Raw genomic sequence first — 22707 nt, 5'->3', positions numbered from 1 at the left:
ACTATATTGAGTGATTTTGCTTCCTAAGCCCCTTATAATTATATTTATCTATCTTATTCATGTTGCTTTGCCATTCGATAAATCATATCAAGTTTTATCATATCAGTTTCCCTTCCCAATCCGGCATGGCAGCCACCTATTTAAATTGGCAAGCTACGTCTGCCGCCTTTCAAATCTTCAGGTAGCCCCCAGCCGTCTTTAAAAAGGCTACCTGAAAATTTTTCAGGTAGCCTTTTTAGCGCTCCACCCCATCAATCCGCGCTGATTTCCTCCAGCGTGCGCCCCTTCGTTTCCTCACCCAGCAGCACGATCACCAGCACCACCGCCGCCAGCACCGCCGCAAACATCACGAAAATCCGCGCGAAACCGCCGCTGCCGCTCATACCGGCCACCACCATCGGCGCCACAATCCCGCCGATGCGCCCCACCGCGCCCGCCCAGCCCGAGCCGAAGGCGCGGAAGCGCACCGGATACAGCTCCGGCGTGTAAGTGTAGAGCACGCCCCACGCGCCCAGGTTGAAAAACGACATCAAACTGCCCCACAGCATGATTTCTAGCGTAGAGGCGCTTTGGCCGAAACAGTAGGCGCACACCGCACACGCGCCCAAAAAGCCCGCCAACGTGGCCTTGCGCCCGATTTTCTCCACCAGCACTGCCGCCGCAAAATACCCCGGCAGCTGCGCCAGAATCATCACCAGCACATATTCAAACGTTTTCACCACCGAATAGCCCTGCCCCGCCAACAGCTTGGGCAGCCAAGTGAAAATCCCGTAATAAGAAAACACGATGCCGAACCAAATCAGCCACAGCATCAGCGTGCGGCGGGCAAACGGCGGCCGCCACAGCTGCGCGAGGCGGATTTTCTCCTTCTTCTGCGCAGCCGGCACAATCATTTCTGCCGCCTGCGCCACGCCCGATTCCGCCTCCAAACGGCACACCAATTCGTGCGCCTCCTCCGCCCTGCCCGCCGCAATCAGATAAGGCACCGATTCCGGCAGCCGCTTCCACACCGCAAACGCATACAAAAGCGGCACCGAGCCCGCCGCAAACGCGCTGTGCCAACCGAATTTCGGAATCAGGAAATACGAAGCCAGCGCCGCTGCCAGCCAGCCCAAGCCCCAAAAACTCTCCAGCAGCACGATAAACCGCCCGCGCACCTTCGGCGGCGCATACTCGCTCACCAGCGACACCGCCACCGGCAGCTGTCCGCCCAAGCCGAAGCCCACCCAGAAGCGGAAAAACAGCAGCGCGGCCAAGTTCGGCGACAACGCGCACAAACCCGTGGCCGCGCCGTAGAGCACCATGGTGCCGGCAAACACATTGCGCCGCCCGAAACGGTCGGCCGCCCAACCGCTCAACACCGCGCCCAGCGCCATGCCCACAAAGCCGATGCTCACCACCCAGCCCGACTGCTGCGCACTCAAGCCCCACTCTTTAGCCAAAGTAACCAACACAAATGACACCATACCCGTGTCCATCGCATCAAACAACCAGCCCAGCCCGATTAAGACCAGCAGGCGGTAGTGGAAACGGCTTAAAGGCAGAGCATGAAGGCGCGACAAAATATCCATTGGGTTTCTCCTCGTGCAATGTGGAAAGGCTACCTGAAACACAGCGGCACAGTTTGAAAACATCGAAATGATATAGTTGAATTTATTTCAATTTCCAATAAGCCGTATCACTATATGCTTGGCATAAAAGCAGAATATGAATTGATAAATTTAACTGCACAAAAATAATAATAACTCGCATTATAACGAGCCATAACGGCACATGCCAGCCATTTGCCTCAAAGCGGCGGCAACCTGGCCAAGTTTCCCTTGCCCCAAATCCCCTCACCACCATGCTACACAAATTAAACATAATATCAATGTATTAAATAATGAAACACCTAATCCCAAACGGTTCTACCACGCAGAAAGGCTACCTGAAAATTCAGGTAGCCTTTCTCTTACCGCAAGCGGGAAACCAACCCGCAATGTGCGGTGTATCCGCCTTCCAAACGCTCTATTTGCCGATACAGAAGCGGCTGAAAATCACGCCCAGGAGGTCATCGGCGTTGAATTCGCCGGTGATGGTATTGCAGGCGTTTTGCGCCAGGCGCAGGTGTTCGGCGAAGAGTTCGAGCTGGTGGCGGCCGCACAGGGCGGCGAGTTCGAGCTCGGCTTGGGCGGCTTCCAGCGCGCGCAAGTGGCGGCTGCGGGCGAGAAACAAGCTTTCGCTTTCGCCCTGCCAGCCGATTTGCTGCAGCAATGCCTGTTTGAGCAAATCAAGCCCGGCGCCGTTTTTGGCGGAAAGTTTGATCAGGGTGTCGGCGCCGCTGGGCTGGCCGCTTTGCTCACAGCTTTCCGCCGCTTCGCCACTGAGGTCGATTTTATTGCGGATTTCGATGCGTTTGAGCCCGGGCGGCAGCTGGGCGAGGATTTTACAGGTAGCCTCGTTCAGCCCTTCGTTCGGGTCGATGAGAATCAAGGCCACATCGGCCTGCTGCACGGCTTGGCGGCTGCGCTCGATGCCGATTTGCTCCACCGGGTCGGTGGTATCGCGCAGGCCGGCGGTGTCGATGATGTGCACGGGGATACCTTCGAGCGTAATCTGCTCACGTACGGTGTCGCGGGTGGTGCCGGCGATGTCGGTAACGATGGCCACGTCCTCACCCGCCAAGGCGTTGAGCAGGCTGGATTTGCCCACATTGGGCGCGCCCACCAGCACCACGTTCATGCCTTCGCGCAAAATCGCGCCCTGCTCGGCTTGGGCAAGCACTCGGACAAGACGCTCCTGCAAGGCGGCGAGGCGCTCGTCCACCTTGGCTTCGGCCAGAAAATCGATGTCTTCTTCGGGAAAATCCAGGGTAGCCTCCACCAGCATGCGCAAGGTGATGAGCTCGTCCACCAGCTCGTGAATCTGTTGGGAAAACGCGCCTTTGAGCGAGCGCACGGCCAGGCGCGCAGCGGATTGGCTGGCGGCATCGATAAGGTCGGCCACGCTTTCGGCCTGCGCCAAATCAAGCTTGCCGTTTAAGAAGGCGCGTTTGGTGAATTCGCCCGGCTCGGCCGGCTGCGCGCCCAGCTCGAAGCAGCGTTGCAGCAGCATCTGCAACACCACGCGCCCGCCGTGGCCGTGCAGCTCGATCACGTCTTCGCCGGTGAAGCTGGCGGGGGCAGGGAAATAGAGCAGAAGGCCGTTGTCGATGGCTTCACCTGCGGCATCGACAAAATCGGTGTGGAGCGCACGGCGCGGCTGCGGGGTTTTGCCGCCGCTGATTTGCTGCGCCAGCGGCAGCAGCTGCTTGCCGGAAAGCCGGATAACGCCCACCCCGCCCTGCCCGGCGGCAGTGGCGATGGCGGCGATGGTGGAAGTGGATGGCGATGACATAAGGCTACCTGAAACCATAACAATAAAAAGCAATATAACACAACTACAAAAGGCTACCTGAAAACTTGAAACACGGTTTTCAGGTAGCCTTTTATATGAAGCGGCTTATTCGTCTTCTTCCTCTTCCTCGTCGCCCAAATCCACTTCCTCAAGCGGGATCACCCGGGTGCGGTAGCGCAGTTTGTGGTAGAGGTAGAAACCGAAGAATACAGGCAAGCCCATATAGGTCACCATAATCCGCTGCCAATCGATGGCGCCGCTCATCACCAGCTCGGTGTCCTGCCCCAAAATCACCAACACGCACAACACCAACGCAATCAGCGGGCCGAAGGGGAACCATTTGGCACGGTAATCCAAGTCTTTCAACTCAAAGCCCTGAGCGATATAGGCGCGGCGGAAGCGGTAGTGGCTGATGGCGATGCCAAGCCAGGCGATAAAGCCGGTGAGGCCGGAGGCCGCCACAATATACTGATACGCGCCATCGTTAAAAATCTCGATTAAAAACAGCGCTATCACCACCACGGCTGTGGCCAAAACCGCCCGCATCGGCACGCCGAAACGGTTTACTTTACGAAAACCTTTAAACGCCATGCCATTTTTACCCATGGCATACAGCATACGTGCCGAAGCATACATACCCGAATTGCCGGCGGAGAGAATGGAAGTGAGGATGACCGCATTCATCACTGCCGCCGCCATAGCCAAACCGGCGCGCTCAAACACCAACGTAAACGGCGATTTGGCGATTTCTTCCACGCTTTCCGCGCCCAACAGCTCCGGGCTGGTATAAGGCACGAGCAAGCCGATCACCAAAATAGCCAGGATGTAGAAAATCAGGATGCGCCAAAATACCTGTTTTACGGCTTTCGGGATGCTCTCTTTCGGGTTTTCTGATTCGCCGGCGGTGATGCCGATGAGTTCTGTGCCTTGGAAAGAGAAGCCGGCAATCAAGAACACACCCAGCATGGTTAAGAAGCTACCTGGGAAACCGCTGCCCAAAAACGGCGCTTCGCCCACGGTGAAATTGGTCAAGCCAACGTATTCGCCGCCCAACAGGCCGAAAATAGTGAGCACACCCACGCCGAGGAACACGATGACCGTAATCACCTTAATCATCGCAAACCAATATTCCGATTCGCCAAATGCCTTGACCGACAACAAGTTCAGCAACACAATCAGCCCAAAAAACAGCAGGCTCCAGCCCCAGGGCGGCATAAAGCGCATCGGTTCCCAATACGTGATCACCAGCGCGGCAATGGAAATATCCGCCGCCACCGTAATCACCCAGTTAAACCAATAGTTCCAACCCAAGGCATAACCCAGCGAGGGATCAACAAACTTGGCGGCATAAGTGGAAAACGAGCCGGACACCGGCAGATGGGTGGCCATTTCGCCCAAGGAAGTCATCAGGAAATACACCATCAGGCCGATGGCGGCATAAGCCACCAAGGCACCGCCCGGGCCCGCCATATGAATGGCGCTGCCGCTGGCCATAAACAGGCCGGTGCCGATGCTGCCGCCGATGGCAATCATAGAAAGATGGCGCGACTTTAAATGACGACGCACTTTGGTGCTGCCGGAAGAAGCCGGTGCGGGCGCCACGGCTACCGCCGCAGCAGAGTTACCATCGAAAGAACTCATTATTGGTTCCTTTCAAAAAAGCATATAGCCAAAATCTTTTCTGCCGCAAACCATTGAACGGCAAAGAAAAACGACTTTAGCTATACGTTATTACGCACACGCGGCGCGCCAGCACCGCAACTCAATTTTGGGCGGATTATAAACTCTGATCGCCCGCTGAAAAACCCATAATTTCCCCTAGCGGCCAAATCAGCCAAATTAGCTGCCTTTTTTAATTGACACATTACTCAACCAGCACCCAACCCGTTGCCCCGAAAGCCGCTTGATACCTGGCCTCACGCGCCAAGCAAGCCCCGCGCTGCCGCTGCGGCAAAACGTAACATAAAAACCACATTTGGCCAGCGGCCTCCGCAAAAATACTTGCAGGCTACCTGAAAATGCCCGGTTGGGTTTCAGGTAGCCTGCTTGATGTGGCGGCACGCGGTGCGGAACAATGCCGTTGCCGGTTGTCAAAGGGGAATAAAACAGCAAAGCCGATTAGTGTGGGCTCGACAAAAGGCTACCTGAAAACGCCGGCTCAAAATGAAAATGCCGCCCCGGCCGCACTTCCCAAATTTCAGGTAGCCTCCGCTTCTCCATCACGGCCTGCCGCGCATCACTGCTCGCCGCGTCGGAACACCCATTCGTTTTCCGAAGAAGCCGCCGCGCAGAAGGCGTAGCCCTCGCTATTGAAATCCAGCAGCTGCTCCGGCTCGGTGATGGCGCGTTCGGCGGCATAGCGCAGCATCAGGCCGCGGGCTCGTTTGGCATAGAAGCTGATGATTTTGTAGCGCCCGTTTTTCTCGTCTTGGAACACAGGGGTAATCAGGCGGCCGCCGAGTTTGGCCGGCTGCACGGCTTTGAAATATTCCTGCGAAGCCAGGTTTACCAACACATCGGTTTGCGCCTCGACCATGCGTTCGGCCAGCAATTCGGTAATCAGGCCGCCCCAGAAGGCGTATAAATCCTTGCCGCGCGGGTTGGTCAGCTTGGTGCCCATTTCCAAACGGTAGGGCTGGATTAAATCTAAGGGGCGCAACAGGCCGTAGAGCCCGGAGAGCAGGCCGGCATGGCTTTGCAGCCAATCAATTTGCGGCGGGGCAAGGCTCTCGGCATCGAGACCTTCATACACATCGCCGTTAAACAAATACACCGCCTGCTTGGCGTTTTGCAGGCTAAACGGCGGCTGCCAGGCCGCATTGCGCTCGGCATTGAGGCGGGCGATTTTGTCCGACACGCCCATCAGCGCCGACAAATCCTGCGGCGCCAGCTCACACAGTTGCGCCATCAGAATGGCAGACTGCTCAAGCAGCGCGGGCTGGCTGTGTTCCTTAGTGGGCGCGGCGGCGGTTTCGTTCAGGTTTTTAGCGGGCGAGAGGATGAAAAACATGGCGTTCTCTTTAATTAAGGTGTGCAAATTGGCGGGCAGTTTAGCCGCCTGCGGGGCAACAGGCAAACGACGGAATAAATCGGCGCGATAGTTTGCAGATAGTTTTCAGGTAGCCTTTACCCCGCCTACCTCATTAAAATAGCCGCCTCCATAAAAGGCTACCTGAAACCATGTTCGGCATCATCAACCCCCTCTCCTACCTGATCGGCACCATCATCCTCATCATCATGCCCGGTCCGAACAGCATGTTTTGCCTCTCCGTGGCCGCACAACATGGTGCGCGCAAGGCCTACCGCGCCGTATGCGGCGTGCTGCTGGGCGATTTAGTGCTAATCCTGCTCACCGTGCTCGGCGCCGGCACGGTGCTCAAGCTCTATCCCGCCCTATTTCACGCCATGAAACTCGCCGGCGGCCTCTATCTGGCCTACATCGGCTTCGGCCTCTTGCGCGGCGCAGTGCGCAAATGGTTTGCCCCGCCGCCCGTTTTGGCAGCCGGTTTGCCACCCACCCCGCCCGCCGGGCACATCTTCAAACGCGCCCTACTGCTCAGCCTCACCAACCCCAAAGCCATCCTATTTTTGCTGTCGTTTTTCGTTCAATTCGTCGATCCCGCCTATCCGCACCCCGCCCTCTCCTTCCTGCTGCTGGCACTGGTGATGCAAACCGTCAGCTTCAGCTATCTCACCCTGCTCGTTTTCGCCGGCCACCGCCTCGCCAACCTATTCCGCCGCCACCGCCGCGTTACCACCGCCTGCACCGCCGCCACCGGCCTGCTCTTTATCGGCTTCGCCGTGAGCCTGTGGCTGGCCGGAATCGAGTTTTAATTTAGCGTTTCAGCTAGCCTCATTCAGATAGAAATAACTGCTCAGGCTACCTGAAAAGCACAACAGATTGCCGTATAATTGGCAGCATTTGGCCTCGCGCTCCATCACTGCCGAATTAAGGAATCCCCATGCGCAAATTCATCCCCCTCCTCGCCGCCCTCGCCCTGTCCGCCTGCTCCAGCCTCGGCAACCAAGCCTTCAGCGGCGAAAGCGCCACTTTCGGCAGCGACAACATCCTACGCGACGACGTGCTCAAAGTCGTACGTACTGCCGAAGCCGCCTCGTTCAACTGCCGCAACATCGAATCCGTACACAGCAAAATCAACAGCGCCCACAAAGTGCACGGCCGTATGCAGGTGCGCGAAGTGTGGACCGTCCGCGCCTGCGGCCAAGCCCACCGCTACAACATCGGCCTCTTCGAAGACGCACGCGGCGAAACCGACTTCACCGTCGGCCTAATTTCCCGTTAAGCACCAAAGCAAGGCTACCTGAAAATAATGTCTTGCTGAGCAAGGCTGAGTTTCTGCGAGGCTAAAAAGGATTGGCCGATTTTCAGGTAGCCTCGTGAAGTAAACTAGTAGAATGTGTACCGCGTAACTCCCTCATGCGAGCTACGACTTGCTGAAGAATATCTTAATATAGAGCACAAGCAACCTAGTTACATATAGTTTTAAATAACTTGAAACCTCTAAGGTAAAACACCATGCCCAAACGTACCGACCTAAAATCCATCCTTATCATCGGCGCCGGCCCTATCGTTATCGGTCAGGCCTGCGAATTTGACTATTCGGGCGCACAGGCCTGCAAGGCTTTGCGTGAAGAAGGCTATAAAGTCATTCTGGTGAATTCCAACCCCGCCACCATCATGACCGACCCTGAAATGGCGGATGTTACCTACATCGAGCCGATTATGTGGCAGACGGTGGAGAAGATTATCGCCAAGGAGCGGCCTGATGCGATTCTGCCCACGATGGGCGGTCAGACCGCGCTGAACTGTGCGCTGGATTTGGCGCGCAACGGCGTGCTGGCGAAATACAATGTCGAATTAATCGGTGCAACCGAAGACGCCATCGACAAGGCGGAAGACCGTGGCCGCTTTAAGGAAGCGATGGAGAAAATCGGCCTCTCCTGCCCGAAATCCTTTGTCTGCCACACGATGAACGAAGCCTTGGCGGCGCAGGAACAGGTCGGCTTCCCGACGCTGATTCGCCCGTCTTTCACCATGGGCGGTTCGGGCGGCGGCATTGCCTACAATAAAGATGAGTTTTTGGCGATTTGCGAACGCGGTTTCGATGCGTCGCCCACGCATGAGCTGCTGATTGAGCAGTCCGTCCTCGGCTGGAAAGAGTACGAGATGGAAGTGGTGCGCGATAAGGCCGACAACTGCATCATTATCTGCTCGATTGAAAACTTCGACCCGATGGGCGTGCATACGGGCGACTCGATTACGGTTGCGCCGGCGCAAACGCTGACGGACAAGGAATACCAAATCATGCGCAACGCAAGCTTGGCGGTATTGCGCGAAATCGGCGTGGATACGGGCGGCTCGAACGTGCAGTTTGCGGTAAACCCTGAAAACGGCGAGATGATTGTGATTGAGATGAACCCGCGCGTGAGCCGTTCGTCCGCGCTGGCTTCAAAAGCAACAGGTTTCCCGATTGCGAAGGTGGCGGCGAAACTGGCTGTCGGCTTTACGCTGGACGAGTTGCGCAACGACATCACCGGCGGCCGCACGCCCGCGTCGTTCGAGCCTTCCATCGACTATGTGGTAACTAAAATCCCGCGTTTTGCGTTTGAAAAATTCCCCGCCGCAGACGACCGCCTGACCACGCAGATGAAATCGGTGGGCGAAGTGATGGCGATGGGCCGCACCATTCAGGAAAGTTTCCAAAAAGCCCTGCGCGGCTTGGAAACGGGCTTGTGCGGTTTCAATCCGCGCAGCGAAGACAAAGCGGAAATCCGCCGCGAACTGGCGAACCCCGGCCCCGAACGTATGCTCTTTGTGGCAGACGCGTTCCGCGCGGGCTTCACGCTGAAAGAAATCCACGAAATCTGCGCCATCGACCCTTGGTTCTTGGCGCAAATCGAAGACTTGGTGAAAGAAGAGCAGCAGGTAAGTGCAGGCTGCCTGCAAGATTTGGATTTCGCCGCCTTACGCCGTCTGAAACGCAAAGGCTTCTCCGACAAACGCATCGCCCAGCTTTTAGGCGTAAAAGAAAAAGCAGTGCGCGAACACCGCTACGCGCTGAAGCTGCATCCCGTGTATAAACGCGTCGATACCTGCGCCGCCGAGTTCGCCACCGAAACTGCCTACCTCTATTCCACTTACGAAGAAGAATGCGAGGCGCGTCCTTCCGACCGTAAAAAAGTGATGATTCTCGGCGGCGGCCCGAACCGTATCGGTCAGGGCATCGAGTTTGACTACTGCTGCGTCCACGCCGCGCTCGCCCTGCGCGAATCCGGCTTTGAAACGATTATGGTCAACTGCAACCCCGAAACCGTGTCCACCGACTTCGACACCAGCGACCGCCTGTATTTCGAGCCGCTGACGCTGGAAGACGTGTTGGAAATCGTCCGCACCGAAAACCCGTGGGGCGTGATTGTGCATTACGGCGGTCAAACTCCGCTCAAACTCGCCAACGCATTGGTTGAAAACGGCGTAAACATCATCGGCACGTCCGCCGACAGCATCGACGCCGCCGAAGACCGCGAACGCTTCCAAAAAGTGTTGAACGACTTAGGCCTGCGCCAGCCGCCCAACCGCATCGCCCACAACGAAGAAGAAGCGCTCGTCAAAGCCGAAGAAATCGGCTATCCGCTGGTCGTGCGCCCGTCTTACGTCCTCGGCGGCCGCGCTATGCAGGTTGTCCACTCCGCCGAAGAGCTGCAAAAATACATGCGCGAAGCCGTGCAGGTATCCGAAGACAGCCCCGTATTGCTCGACTTCTTCCTGAACAACGCGATTGAAGTCGATGTGGACTGCGTTTCAGACGGCAAAGACGTCGTTATCGGCGGCATCATGCAACACGTCGAACAGGCGGGCATCCACTCCGGCGACTCCGGCTGTTCGCTGCCGCCTTACTCGCTCAGCGAAGAAATCCAAGACGAAATCCGCCGCCAAACCAAAGCCATGGCGTACGCGCTGGGCGTGGTCGGCCTGATGAACGTCCAGTTTGCCGTGCAGGACGGCGTGGTGTTCGTGTTGGAAGTGAACCCGCGCGCCAGCCGTACCGTTCCCTTCGTCTCCAAAGCCACCGGCGTGCCGCTCGCCAAAGTCGGCGCACGCTGTATGGCGGGTATTTCCCTGCAAGAGCAAGGCGTGGAAAAAGAAGTCGTCCCCGATTTCTATGCCGTTAAAGAAGCCGTGTTCCCCTTCATCAAATTCCCCGGCGTAGACACCATCCTCGGCCCGGAAATGCGCTCCACCGGCGAAGTGATGGGCGTGGGCGAAACCTTCGGCGAAGCCTACCTCAAAGCCCAGCTCGGCGCAGGCGAACGCATGCCCGCCACCGGCAAAATCTTCCTTTCCGTGCGCGAAGAAGACAAGCCGCTTATCGTGAAAACCGCGCAAAACTTCCAAGCACTCGGCTACGGCGTTTGCGCCACACGCGGCACGGCAGGCTACCTGAAAGAGCACGGCGTGGTGGTGCAGGCAGTCAATAAAGTGCCCGAAGGTCGCCCGCACATTGTGGACGCGATTAAAAACGGCGAAATCGCGCTGGTGGTGAACACTGTCGCCAGCAGCCCGCAGTCCGTGGCCGACAGCCACAGCATCCGCCGCAGCGCCCTCACCCAACGCGTGCCGCAATACACCACCGTGGCCGGTGGCGAAGCCATGAGCGAAGGGATGAAAAGCTTCAACCTCCTCGGCGTATATAGCGTGCAGGATTTACTCGCCCGCTTGAAAGGATAAGAGGCTACCTGAAAATAGTAAAAAGGCTATCCGGAATATTGCCGGATAGCCTTTTTGTTTCAATTTTGTAGCACGGGAGCATGAATGAGACACCTGCTGGGTGTGTTGGGGATGATGGGCATTATGGCAGGGTTGTTAAGAGCCTCTGGAAGTAACATGTTATCTAAATTGTCTTGGGATTAGGATAAATGGATAATATGGAATACTAAATCCGATATAAGCCTTGGCTGGCAAAAATTGGGCTCCCGGCAATCTGAAAGCCCATCTCCTCTGCAAATTGCAGTTTTCAAAGCCGAGTTTACGTTTCTGATTGGAATCAGCACTCCCTGGCCAATAGCCACCTCTTTTACCCACTTCAATAGGAGCTCCAAGCCATGACCGAAACCGTCAAAGCCTATGCCGCCCAATCCGCCACCAGCCCGCTCACCCCCTTCTCCTTCGAATACCGCACGCCGCGCGCCGACGACGTCGTTATCGACATCCTCTACACCGGCGTCTGCCACAGCGACCTGCACACCGCCCGTAACGACTGGGGCGGCACGATATACCCCGTGGTGCCGGGTCATGAAATCGTCGGCCGCGTGCGCAGCGTCGGCGCGAAGGTCAGTAAGTTCAAGGCCGGCGACCTCGTCGGCATCGGCTGCCTCGTCGACAGCTGCCGCCACTGCGAGCCCTGCAAACACGATCTCGAGCAATACTGCGAAAACGGCTTCGTCGCGACTTACAGCAGCATCGACAAACACGACGGCCAGCCCACCTACGGCGGCTATGCCAAAACCATCACCGTCAGCGACGCCTTCGTGCTGAAAGTGCCGGAAAACCTCGATACCAAAGCCGTGCCGCCCATCCTCTGCGCCGGCATCACTACCTGGTCGCCGCTGCGCCACTGGCACGTCGGCAAAGGCAGCAAAGTCGCGGTCATCGGCCTCGGCGGCCTCGGCCATATGGCGATCAAACTCGCTCACGCCCTCGGCGCAGAAGTCACCCTCTTCTCGCGCAGCCCCGGCAAAACGGCAGACGCCAAACGCCTCGGCGCGCACAACGTGGTGATTTCCACCGATGCCGCGCAGATGCAAAGCGTGGCGAACCAGTTTGAACTCGTCATCGACACCGTCCCCTATGCGCACGACGTCAACCCCTACATCCCGACGCTGAAACTCGACGGCACGCTGGTGTACGTCGGCCTGCTGGGCGAAGTCACCCCGCCGCTGAATACCGTGCCGATGATCCTTGGCCGCCGCACAGTCGCCGGTTCCCTCATCGGCGGCATCAAAGAAACGCAAGAGCTGCTGGATTTCTGCGGCGAACACAACATCACCGCCGACGTGGAAATGATCAACATGGCCGACATCAACACCGCCTACGAGCGGATGCTGAAAAGCGATGTCAAATACCGCTTCGTGATCGACATCGCCACGCTGTAAAGATTGTCTGACATGAAAAAGCAGCCCAAAATTTTGGGCTGCTTTTTGAGTGTGGTGCGGACAAAAAGACGAACTTTTTAGAGCAATATGCACTGCGCCCAGATTTCCCGCCACGAATACCCGTGTCAAAGAAGCATTTTTGGTGGTAAAGGGCAGAGATTGAAGGGGTGGCTAGACCGCCAAAAAGAAAAACGCCCGATGATGTGATTTGCACCACACTTACACCAAGCGTTACATAACATAATGAAAAATATAAAAATATTGGTGCGGACGGAGAGACTCGAACTCTCACACCTCTCGGCGCCAGAACCTAAATCTGGTGCGTCTACCAATTTCGCCACGTCCGCAGGAAAGGCGGCATTATACTGCAATATGCCGGTTTGGCAAGATGCTGTTTGAAATCGGATTATATTGCGGAATAACAAATCAACCGACACTGATACAGCTTTGGCCTGCCCTGCATGAAAAAAATGTGCAGCGCCCTACTCTTTTTCTTCAGGCTTCGGCCGCCACAGCACCAGCTGTTTGCCGATGTGCTGCACCAGTTCGGCACCGGTGGCGGCGCATAGGGCTTCGGCGATGGCGATGCGCTCCTGCCTGTCGTCGCCGGCCACTTGCACTTTGATCAGCTCGCGGGCGGTGAGGCGGGTGTCGGTTTCTTTAATCACGGCCTCGGTGAGCCCTTGTTTGCCGATAAGCACGGTGGGGCGCAGTTGGTGGGCTTGTTGTTTGAAGCGGCGGATGTCTTCGTTGCTGAGTGTTGCCATTTTATCGATTGGTATTTGCTAAGTGATTGGAAAAGGCTACCTGAAAATGCCGAACGGGCTTTCAGGTAGCCTGTTTCATCAGGCAGGCGCTTAGGCGGCCACGCTTTCAAAACGGCGGGCGGCTTCGTCCCAGTTAACTACTTGCCAGAAGGCTTTGATGTAGTCGGGGCGGCGGTTTTGGAATTTCAGGTAGTAGGCGTGTTCCCACACGTCCAAGCCGATAATCGGGTAGCCGGATGTGCCGGATACGGCCTGACCCATCAGCGGGGAGTCTTGGTTGGCGGTAGAAACGACTTTGAGCTTGCCGTCTTCATACACCAGCCAAGCCCAGCCTGAACCGAAACGGGTGGCAGCGGCTTTTTCAAACTCGGCCTGGAAGGCTTCCACGCTGCCGAAATCGCGCTCGATGGCGGCTTTGAGCTTGCCTTGCAGGGTGGTGCCGGTTTTCAGGATTTGCCAAAACAGGCTGTGGTTGGCGTGGCCACCGGCGTTGTTGCGCAGCGGGGTGCGCACATTTTCGGGCAGTTCGGCCAAACGGGCGATCAGCTCTTCAGCAGACAGTTTTTCCCACTCGGACAGGTTGGCCAACACGGCATTGGCGTTATTTACATAGGCCTGATGATGCTTGCTGTGGTGGATTTCCATGGTTTGCGTATCGAAATGCGGCTCTAGCGCGTCATAGGCGTAGGGCAGTGCGGGCAGTTGGTATGCCATAATCAGTTTCCTTTTTCAGATGTGTTTTGCATGGCTGGGGCATTGATTCCTTCCTATTGTGTTGGCTTGCCTTGCTGCACAACTTGTACTGCCTGCGGCTCACCACCTGAGGAGGAGAAATAATTGCTTCAGCTATAAAAGCGGCAATGATAAGTGCTATCCATTGGCAATTCAAGGTTTTTTTTATCGTTTCCTCATCAGGGCAATACAGCCACGACTTGCCTCATCACTATTGATAACAACGATACATAGATAAAAGGCTACCTGAAAATTTCAGGTAGCCTTTTGCTTATTCGATCAAATCATTTATCTACGACAAGGGGCGCGGCGTAAGTGCGAGTAACGGCTGATAACGCTGCTGATACCGGCGGCGGCGTTATCATCTACGTTCATAAACGTTATCTGCATTTTGGATTCGCCCAATTCGGCAGATTGTTCGCCGCCGCTTGAGCCGGTACGGATGATTTGCGGATTGAGGCCGGCTTGGCGGGCTCTGGCGGCAGTTTGCTCAGCCTGCTGTTCGCTGCTAAACGAGCCGAGGCTCATGCGGCCGCCGGCGACGCTGGCGTTGCGGAAGCCCTGCGAACGCACTTTGGAGGTGAATTCTTGCACATCGCCTTCAATGGTTACGCTCACTTGGTAGCGTTCGCTGCCACGCTGGGGGCGGCCGGAATCGCGGCGGCGCTCCACCACGCGGGTGGCGGCGTGCGGCCAGCGGGCGAGCAGGCCTTTGATGCGGTGGTAGTCGTCTTCCGGCAACACAGCCACGGCGGTGCAGGCGGTGTTGGGCGCGCGAATGCCGCTTTCGGGGGTAGGCTTAGGCTGGGCTTCGCCGGCAGGTTTGGCCGGGGTGTTGGGGCGGCCGGGGGCAGCAGGTGCGTTACGGGGACGGCCTGCATCCACCGGCAGTACAGGCGTAGCCGTCTGCTGCGGAGCAACTGGCTGGGCGGGGGCGGCATGCACCACTACGGTGGTGGGCTGCGGCTGTTGCGGCTGCACAACGGGCGCGGGCTGCTGTTGTTGCGCCATACGCGTTACCAGCATCCCGCCGAAGACGATTATGTTTAATGCCACCAAAACAGCAAACAGCCACTTCATGTTTGTGCAGCCCAGTTGAGTAATCCGTGAAGCACGAGATTATCCACAATTTGAATGGGGTTGTCCAAAGCAAATTGTTCAGGTAGCCCTTGTTTTACTTTGGCAGCGCCGCCGCCGGTGATGATCACGGCCACGGTTTGGCCGGGGTGTTTCTGCTGCAGGCGGGTATGCATCAGCAAAACCGCGCCGCAAATAGCATCGAGCATGCCGCCGGCCATGGCGTTGGCGGTGGTGGTGCCGAAGGAGTAGGCGCGGCCGGTGGGGCGGTTAAGGTTGGCGGTGTGTTGCGCCATCGCCTCTTTCATCAGGTTGAAGCCGGGCATGATGCTGCCGCCCAAGTAATGATTGTCGGCGGTGAGGGCGTCGATGGTTACGGCGGTGCCGCAGCTCACCACCACGCAGGCGTGTTCGGTGAAAAGGCGGCTGCCGAGGATATTGAACCAGCGGTCGGCACCATGCTCGCTCACGCGACGGTAGTGGTTGCGGATGCCCAAAGCCTGCGGCATGGAGCCGAGCCATTCCGGCTCGCAGCCAAGTTGTTCGGCCACGGCTTGCTGTTTGGCTTCGCCGCACACTGCCGAGCCAATGATGCGCACGTGTTCGCCGCCGTGCTCCTGCCAACTGTGGGCAAGTGACTCGAGATTCCAATAGGCAGCTTTGTCTGCCGCCGTGATGCGGCCGTTTTCCACCCATGCCCATTTGAGTTTGCTGTTGCCGGCATCGAGCAGCAGCATTTTGTCTTGTTTGCCATCGGGCGGGGCGGTATTTTGTCTGTGCAGCGGGCGCAGGCTGATTTCGCCGCTCACTACATGATGTTCCGTGCCTTCGGCATCGCGAATACGCAGCGTACCGCCCTCATCCACGCCCAAGGCTGTGCCTTGCAGCAGGGTTTGTCCGTCGCGCAGCAGGCGAACGGGCTGGTTTTGGTCGCGGTGACAGGCGTGGTAGCCCGCGAGGAAAGGGGAGAGGCCTTCGCTGTCGAACTGCTCGAAAGTATCCGCCAACTCGGGCAGCAGGCGTTCGGTGAGACGGCTTACGGCGATATTGGGCGCGCTGCCCTGCACGGCTTCGGCATCGGCTACCGCTTTAGGCTGCACGAAATTGATGCCGATGCCGATCACAACCGCAGTTTGGCCGTTACAACGCACGGTTTCCGTCAGGATGCCGCCGAGCTTTTCGCCACCGATGACCAAATCGTTTGGCCACTTAATCTGCGCGGGCACGCCCAACTCACGCAGCACGCGGCAGCAAGCCAGCGCAGCAGCGAGCGTGAGGCCGCCCAACTCGGCCGGCGGGCGGGAAAAACACCAGCCGGCGCTGAACATTAGGCATTCGCCGATGCGGCTCTGCCAGCTGCGCCCCTGGCGGCCGCGGCCTTGGGTTTGATCGTGCACGAACACGATGCGGCGGTGGATCGGGCTGCCGGCTTTGGCTTGGGCGATGAGATAGCTGTTGCTGGAAGGATGTTCGTGCAACAGTTCGGCTTGCCAGCCGGCGGCTGCCGCCTGCTGTTGCAAAACGGCGTTGTCTAAAATCGCCAGCGGGCGCACCAGCCGCCAGCGGCCGTCTTGCTGGCGCAGCAGGCCGCGGATGTGCGGCGGCACTTGCTGCCAGAGCGCGTTGAGCTGCGGCGGCTTGCGGCTGATGCGGCGCGCCAGTTCGGTAACGTGGTGCAACCGGCCGTCTGCCAAGGCGGCCAGCAGCTGCCAGTGCACGGCCTGCATCATGAGCCTTGCTCCGCGGCACGGATTTTGGCCAGGGTTTGGGTGGTAGAGGTTTGGTGCAGGAAGGGGATGGAATACACTTGGCCGCCGCGCGCCAAGGTTTCGGCGGCACCGACGATGTTTTCAGGTAGCCAGTCGCCTCCTTTCACTAAGATATCGGGGCGCACCAGTTCGATGAGTTCGGCCGGGGTATCGCTATCGAACCAAGTCACCAAATCCACGCTCGCCAGCGAGGCGGCCACGGCGGCGCGGTTGGCCAGCGGGTTGATGGGGCGGTCGCTGCCTTTGCCCAGCCGGCGCACGGAAGCATCGGTGTTGAGCGCGAGCACCATCGCCGCGCCGAGCGCGCGGGCTTGGGCGAGGTAGGTAACGTGGCCGCGGTGCAGGATGTCGAAGCAACCGTTGGTGAACACCAATGGGCGCGGCAGCTCGGCCAATTTCCCGGCCAGCGCCTCGGGCGGGCAGATTTTGCGTTCGAAATCGGGGGTGGGCCAGGCAGTCATGGCAGCTCTTCCAAGATAATAAAGCGCGGATGATACCATTTCTACGCCGCTGCTTGGTGTTGGGCGGGCGGGAATTACCGTATAATCTGCAGGCTTGTTTTCAGGTAGCCTCAAACGGCGTTTTCCTAAAGGCTACCTGAAACCCATTCACTCCCAAGCTCACATCATGATCCGTTTCGAACAAGTTTCCAAAACCTATCCCGGCGGCTTCCACGCCCTGCAAAACGTCAGCTTCAAAATCAGCAAGGGCGAGATGATTTTCGTGGCCGGGCATTCCGGCGCGGGCAAATCCACCGTGCTCAAGCTGATTGCCGGCATCACCAAGCCCACCTCCGGCAAAGTGTGGATGAACAACCAAGACCTCGGCACGCTCAACGACAGCCGCCTGGGCTATCTGCGCCAGCACATCGGCCTGGTGTTTCAAGACCACAAAATCCTGTTCGACCGCAACGTGCTGCAAAACGTATTGCTACCGCTGCGCATCATCGGCTACGACCGCGCAACCGCCGAAAAACGCGCCCGCATCGCCATTGAAAAAGTGGGCTTGGGCGGGCGCGAAACGGCCGATCCGATTACCCTGTCCGGCGGCGAGCAGCAGCGCCTGTGCATTGCCCGCGCCGTGGTGCACCAGCCCGGCCTCCTGATTGCCGACGAGCCTTCCGCCAACCTCGACCGCGCCTACGCGCTCGATATTATGGAGCTCTTCAAAACCTTCCACGAAGCCGGTACCACCGTCATCGTGGCCGCCCACGACGAAACCCTGATGGCCGACTACGGCCACCGCATTTTGCGTTTGCAGGAAGGCAGGTTTGCCGCATGAAACACTATCTCTCACTGCATCTGGAAGCCGCCTGCCAGGCCTTTGCCCGACTCGTGCGCCAGCCCTTGGGCACATTGATGGTGCTGCTGATGCTGGCCGCCGCCATGACCTTGCCGCTGATGCTTTATTTAGGTGTGCAAAGCAGCACCGAAGTGCTCGGCCGGCTCAACCAAGCCCCGCAGATGACGATCTACCTCACGCCCGAAGCCGCCGAGGCCGACATCGCCGCCATCCGCGCCAAGCTGGCGGAAGACAGCCGCATCGAAAAAGCCGAATACGTGAGCAAACAGCAGGGCATGGCCGAGCTGCAGCAGGCGTTTCAGGGGCAGGATTTGGTGTCGATGCTCGATGCCAACCCGCTGCCCGACGCCTTCGTGATCACGCCCAAAGACGGCGCCACCCCCGAAGAGCAAAACGCCCTGCGGGCCGATTTGGCCGCGCTGCCCAAGGCCGAGAGCGTGCAGATGGATGCCGAATGGATGCAAACCCTGTTCCAAATCAACGAATTCGTGCATCAAGTGTTCCGCTTTTTGGTGCTCACGCTGGGCGCGGCGCTGGTGTTGGTGGCGTATAACACCAGCCGCCTGCAAATCCTCAGCCGGCGCGAAGAAATCGAAATCACCAAGCTGTTGGGCGCGCCCGCTTCCTTCATCCGCCGCCCCTTCCTCTATCAGGCCTTGTGGCAGGGCGTGTTGTCTTCCGCCTTGAGCCTGGTGCTGTGCGGCTGGCTGATGCGCACCACCCGCCCGCTGGTGGACCGTATTTTCAGCCCCTACGGCCTGAACTTAGACTGGCGCTTCTTCCACGGCTGGGAAATGGCCGTGATTATCGCCGTGGTGTGCGGCCTGGGCATGGCCGGCGCCTGGCTGGCCGGCAGCCGGCATTTGCAGGAATTCAAAGCCAAGAGCCATTAACAGCCAAAGGCTACCTGAAAGCTCTAAAAACATTTTTCAGGTAGCCTGATGCCATACCGATAAAGGCTACCTGAAAAACCAAAAGCTGCGGCAAACCGCAGCCCCTTTGGCATATAGTGAATTAAATAAGAATGCTACTGCGTTGGCTCGCCTTGCCGTATTGCTCATACTGTCTGCGGCTCGCCGCCTTGTCCCATTCTTATTTTAATCCACTATAAAGCTTCAGGTAGCCTTTGATCACGCCATGAGGCTACCTGAAAAGCGGAAACCCTTTGCCAATCAATCTTCAGCCCACCCTATACCTTCCCGTTTCCCAGCCCTCCTTTTTGCCCTCAAACGGCAATCTGTTACAATCGCTCCCCCTTTTTTTTCGTGAGGCTACCTGAAAAGGTGGTCGCAGTTTTTCGCACATCCGCTGCCGGCTCTGGCCGGAGCAACAAAAAGGAAGCCTATGTTCACACGCAAACCCCGACACACGCTACCTGAAACCATCAGCCGCGCCGCCGCCGAAGGCAATGCGCTGCGCGTGTTACAGGCAGTGGTGACTTGGCTGCGGCAGGGCGGCGCGGCAGGCGCGCAGGTGCGCTTCGGCATCTTGTGCAACCATTTGCGGCAAGAAGGCGGCGAAGGCAAAGCCATCGCCACCCTGCTGTGCCGCTGGCTCTCCAGCGTGCGCGTGTACCCCACCCTGATCACCATCGGCATCTTCTCCCGCTCCGGCTTCGGCCACGAATTCCGCCACCGCCTCTACGAGCGCCTCAATCCCGCCTATAAAGACTGCAACGACCTGCGCGACGTGCTCTCGCTGCTGTTTTGCAGCAGCAACGACGGCGCATGGCTCGCTGCCATCCCGCTTTCCGCCTGGTTGCGCCTCCTGAGCACCATCCAGCGGCAAACCGAGCCCGCCGTGCGCGAAATGTGCGGCCGCCACCTGCGCGACGAAAGCCTGTATGCCGTGGAAATGCTTTCCATATGGGTGGCCGCCGAAGACCTCGACCACGACCTGATCCGCCTCGAGCCCAGGCTGCTCGATGTGGATTCGCCCTTCGTCAGCCTGATGCGCGAAGTATCCGACTGGCTCGATTTCCAGCGCAGCCGCCAACCCGGCTCCCGCACCACCTACGATGCCGGCCATTTAAACGTGATGCTGGCGCAATGCCGCACCCTCATCGAACGCCTGCAACGCAAAGGCACCGGCGCCGGCGCCGGCTCTTCCATGGCCGTGGCACACCTATTGCAACGCCTCCAGCAAACCCTCGCCCGCATGGAACGGCTCATGGCGCTGTTTGCCGCGCGCAACCGCACCCAAAGCCTGCTGCGCACCCTACTCCTGGCCAATGAAATCGCCGTGGCCGTGGTGGCACAGCGGCGCATCATGCCCTTGTGGCGCAGCAACGTGAAAATGCTCGCCCGCAGCATCAGCCAAAATTCCAGCCGCCACGGCGAACACTACATCACGCGCAACCGCAGCGAATACTGGGGCATGCTGCGCTCCGCGGCCGGCGGCGGCGTACTCATCGCCCTGATGGCGCTGCTCAAAATCCACATCGGCAGCCTGCCCGGCGGCCACCTCTACCACGCCGTGCTCGCCAGCCTCAACTACGGCATCGGCTTCGTACTCATCCACATGCTGCACTTCACCGTGGCCACCAAACAGCCCGCCATGACCGCCGCCCGCTTCGCCCAAGCCGTGGAACGCAGCAGCAGCGGCCGCGCTGTGAACCAGAAGCTCGCCCAGCTATTGATTGACGTAATCCGCTCGCAGGGCGTGGCCGTGTTTGGCAACGTCATCGTGTCTGTGCTGCTGGCCGTCTTCATCAGCCACGCCTTCGCCCACCATTTCGGCAGCCCCCTGCTGGATACGGCCACCACCGCCTACCAGCTCAAATCCCTCGCCGTGTTCAGCACCCCCGCGCTCTTGTTTGCCGCCATCGCCGGCGTGTGGCTGTTTTGCTCCGGCATCATCGCCGGCTTCTTCGACAACCGCGCCGACTACCTCAACCTCAAACTGCGCCTGCGCGAACACCCCCTGCTCAAACGCATCCTGCCCGCCGCCTGGCGGCAGCGTTTGGCCGACTACATCCACAACCACTACGGCGCCATCATGGGCAACTTCTGTTTCGGCTGGCTCCTCGGCATGACCGGCTACCTCGGCCATCTTACCGGCCTGCCGCTCGACATCCGCCACGTTGCCTTCTCCTCCGCCAACCTGGGCTACGCCGCCGTGAGCGGCGACATCGGCTTCTTCTCCTTCACCGCCAACTTATTGATGGTGCTGCTGATCGGCGTGGTGAACCTGCTGGTGAGCTTCTCCATCACCCTCTGGGTAGCCCTGCGCTCGCGCGACGCCGTGCTGGACAACCCGCTGCAAATCATCGGCAGCACCATCTCGCTGGTGAAACAAAAACCCAAAAGCCTGTTCTTCCCGCCGAGCGACACGCCCGAAGCCGAGAAAAAGCCCGCTGCGCCGAGCAAATAGCGGCATAGCGGGCAGGGAAAGGCTACCTGAAAACGGTTTGGACGAAGCAGCCGCAGGTCGGATTCTTGAACCCGACATTTCAAGTATGGCGATAACGGGTAATAATGACAGCGGTGCAGGTTTGTCGGATACCAGTATTCGACCTATGCTTACTGCCGAGGGGAAAAAGGCTACCTGAAATTTTCAGGTAGCCTCTCTTCTCCGCAGAATCTATTCGTTCCAAGCCATTGCTTCGATTTTGTGCCCGTCCAAATCGCGCACGAAGCAGCCATAGTAGGCGTCGCCGTAGTGCGGGCGTTTGCCGGGCGCGCCGTCGGGCTTCGCGCCGTGGGTGAGGGCGGCGACGTAGAAGGCGTCCACTTGTGCGTTGTTTTCTGCCAAAAAGGCGATGTGCACGCCGTTGGCGGTTTGCGCGGGCTGCCCGTCGTGCGGTGCCTGAATCCAAAGTTCAGGGAAGGCGCGACCATAGGCGATGGCACGATGTTCGCTCAAATCCAGCACGCGGCGGATGCCCAACGGCGCGAGCACGGCATCATAAAAGGCGACGGCCTGCTCAAATTGATTCGTGCCGAGGGAAACATGCGATAGGGCGCTTTGCAGTTGGGTCATGGTAAACTCCTTTTGCGATGGGGAAACTATTCAATAATTTTAATTGATTAGGAAGGGTGGATTCAAGAATCCGGCCTGCACCCAAGTAAAGGCTACCTGAAAAAGATTTGGACGAAGCAGCCGCAGCTCGGATTCTTGAATCCGACACCCATCCCCAAAATTACCTAAAAACCGTACGGGTATAAATATCCGCCCTAAGTTCGCTATGCTTATCTAGATATACAAGGAAATAAAATGGATAGTATAGATATATTTATTGATTCTTACCTTGATATTTCATTTAGGGCAATGACAAGGGAAGGGATTACTGATGATGACTGCGATAATCTGATAAATTCTTTATCGGTTGTAAAAGGAGAATATCAGGATAAAGACTGCATTCCTAAAAAACTTGTGAACGTATTTATTGATATGCTGTTATATCTTTGGCATTGTTGAGAACAACAAGAAAATATCTATAGGGGCTGTACTAGATTAGCAGATACGTTACCCTCGAAACATGAAGATAACACACTGCAAATTAAGGAAGAAAG

General features: G+C 57.8%; 18 protein-coding genes and 1 tRNA gene. 8 read left to right on the top strand and 11 right to left on the bottom strand.

The genetic code is table 11. The features are described 5' to 3' along the window. Positions 1 to 251: 251 nt before the first annotated feature. The 4 genes from HMPREF2541_RS02385 to yaaA form a co-directional block, all read right to left on the bottom strand. Positions 252 to 1571: an MFS transporter gene (locus HMPREF2541_RS02385; RefSeq protein ID WP_003823780.1), complete on the bottom strand. Its 1320-nt coding sequence runs from the start codon at positions 1569 to 1571 to the stop codon at positions 252 to 254. A gap of 436 nt (positions 1572 to 2007) precedes the next feature. Further along, a complete protein-coding gene (gene mnmE, locus HMPREF2541_RS02380; RefSeq protein ID WP_003823778.1) occupies positions 2008 to 3375 on the bottom strand; it encodes a tRNA uridine-5-carboxymethylaminomethyl(34) synthesis GTPase MnmE in 1368 nt (455 codons plus the stop codon). Positions 3376 to 3480: 105 nt separating this feature from the next. Further along, entirely contained in the window at positions 3481 to 4908 is a 1428-nt protein-coding gene (locus tag HMPREF2541_RS02375) for an amino acid permease (RefSeq protein WP_070541551.1), read from the bottom strand. Positions 4909 to 5611: 703 nt separating this feature from the next. Beyond that, entirely contained in the window at positions 5612 to 6385 is a 774-nt protein-coding gene (yaaA, locus tag HMPREF2541_RS02370) for a peroxide stress protein YaaA (RefSeq protein ID WP_035580935.1), read from the bottom strand. A gap of 170 nt (positions 6386 to 6555) precedes the next feature. On the opposite strand from yaaA, the gene leuE reads away from it, so the two are divergent. From leuE to HMPREF2541_RS02350, 4 genes are all read left to right on the top strand, one after another. After that, positions 6556 to 7209 (top strand): leucine efflux protein LeuE, encoded by a 654-nt coding sequence (gene leuE / locus HMPREF2541_RS02365; RefSeq protein WP_003823771.1) that lies wholly within the window; start codon positions 6556 to 6558, stop codon positions 7207 to 7209. 128 nt (positions 7210 to 7337) lie between these two features. Beyond that, complete coding sequence (locus HMPREF2541_RS02360) at positions 7338 to 7679, top strand: hypothetical protein (RefSeq protein ID WP_003823770.1); 342 nt, start codon at positions 7338 to 7340, stop codon at positions 7677 to 7679. Positions 7680 to 7912: 233 nt separating this feature from the next. Beyond that, positions 7913 to 11122 (top strand): carbamoyl-phosphate synthase large subunit, encoded by a 3210-nt coding sequence (carB, locus tag HMPREF2541_RS02355; protein ID WP_003823769.1) that lies wholly within the window; start codon positions 7913 to 7915, stop codon positions 11120 to 11122. A gap of 374 nt (positions 11123 to 11496) precedes the next feature. Then, complete coding sequence (locus HMPREF2541_RS02350; protein ID WP_035580647.1) at positions 11497 to 12546, top strand: NAD(P)-dependent alcohol dehydrogenase; 1050 nt, start codon at positions 11497 to 11499, stop codon at positions 12544 to 12546. A gap of 262 nt (positions 12547 to 12808) precedes the next feature. Here HMPREF2541_RS02350 and HMPREF2541_RS02345 read toward each other — a convergent pair. The 6 genes from HMPREF2541_RS02345 to HMPREF2541_RS02320 all read right to left on the bottom strand — a co-directional run bounded on the left by HMPREF2541_RS02345 (position 12809) and on the right by HMPREF2541_RS02320 (position 17352). Next, positions 12809 to 12893: transfer RNA gene (locus tag HMPREF2541_RS02345), tRNA-Leu, on the bottom strand. Between the two features lie 135 nt (positions 12894 to 13028). After that, positions 13029 to 13313 carry a ribosome assembly RNA-binding protein YhbY gene (gene yhbY / locus HMPREF2541_RS02340; RefSeq protein ID WP_003823765.1) on the bottom strand — a complete coding sequence of 95 codons (285 nt, stop codon included), beginning with the start codon at positions 13311 to 13313 and terminating at the stop codon, positions 13029 to 13031. A gap of 90 nt (positions 13314 to 13403) precedes the next feature. After that, entirely contained in the window at positions 13404 to 14027 is a 624-nt protein-coding gene (sodA, locus tag HMPREF2541_RS02335) for a superoxide dismutase [Mn] (RefSeq protein ID WP_088383564.1), read from the bottom strand. 306 nt (positions 14028 to 14333) lie between these two features. Next, on the bottom strand, positions 14334 to 15125 hold the full coding sequence (locus HMPREF2541_RS02330) for an SPOR domain-containing protein (protein ID WP_003823762.1): 792 nt from the start codon (positions 15123 to 15125) through the stop codon (positions 14334 to 14336). Then, on the bottom strand, positions 15122 to 16852 hold the full coding sequence (locus HMPREF2541_RS02325) for a biotin--[acetyl-CoA-carboxylase] ligase (protein ID WP_070541545.1): 1731 nt from the start codon (positions 16850 to 16852) through the stop codon (positions 15122 to 15124). The genes HMPREF2541_RS02330 and HMPREF2541_RS02325 overlap by 4 nt, the downstream gene beginning before the upstream one ends. After that, positions 16849 to 17352 carry an adenylyltransferase/cytidyltransferase family protein gene (locus tag HMPREF2541_RS02320; RefSeq protein WP_003823760.1) on the bottom strand — a complete coding sequence of 168 codons (504 nt, stop codon included), beginning with the start codon at positions 17350 to 17352 and terminating at the stop codon, positions 16849 to 16851. The genes HMPREF2541_RS02325 and HMPREF2541_RS02320 overlap by 4 nt, the downstream gene beginning before the upstream one ends. Positions 17353 to 17518: 166 nt before the next feature. Between HMPREF2541_RS02320 and HMPREF2541_RS02315 the strand changes: the two genes are divergently transcribed. From HMPREF2541_RS02315 to HMPREF2541_RS02305, 3 genes are all read left to right on the top strand, one after another. Then, positions 17519 to 18172, top strand: a complete 654-nt coding sequence (locus HMPREF2541_RS02315; RefSeq protein WP_003823759.1) for a cell division ATP-binding protein FtsE — start codon at positions 17519 to 17521, stop codon at positions 18170 to 18172. Then, positions 18169 to 19086: a permease-like cell division protein FtsX gene (ftsX, locus tag HMPREF2541_RS02310; RefSeq protein WP_070541542.1), complete on the top strand. Its 918-nt coding sequence runs from the start codon at positions 18169 to 18171 to the stop codon at positions 19084 to 19086. Before HMPREF2541_RS02315 ends, ftsX begins: the two co-directional genes overlap by 4 nt. A gap of 451 nt (positions 19087 to 19537) precedes the next feature. Further along, positions 19538 to 21565: a site-specific recombinase gene (locus HMPREF2541_RS02305; protein WP_035580643.1), complete on the top strand. Its 2028-nt coding sequence runs from the start codon at positions 19538 to 19540 to the stop codon at positions 21563 to 21565. Between the two features lie 210 nt (positions 21566 to 21775). Here HMPREF2541_RS02305 and HMPREF2541_RS02300 read toward each other — a convergent pair whose 3' ends face one another. Then, complete coding sequence (locus HMPREF2541_RS02300; RefSeq protein WP_003823752.1) at positions 21776 to 22174, bottom strand: VOC family protein; 399 nt, start codon at positions 22172 to 22174, stop codon at positions 21776 to 21778. A 234-nt stretch (positions 22175 to 22408) separates the two neighbouring features. Between HMPREF2541_RS02300 and HMPREF2541_RS02295 the strand changes: the two genes are divergently transcribed. Next, a complete protein-coding gene (locus HMPREF2541_RS02295) occupies positions 22409 to 22612 on the top strand; it encodes a hypothetical protein (protein WP_003823751.1) in 204 nt (67 codons plus the stop codon). The last annotated feature ends 95 nt before the right edge of the window (positions 22613 to 22707 follow it).

This window comes from Eikenella sp. HMSC061C02 (assembly GCF_001809035.1).
In the GTDB taxonomy this organism is placed as follows: Bacteria; Pseudomonadota; Gammaproteobacteria; order Burkholderiales; family Neisseriaceae; genus Eikenella; species Eikenella corrodens.
The sequence above is the reverse complement of the archived record's forward strand: the minus strand, read 5'-3'. Positions and strand labels throughout refer to the sequence as shown.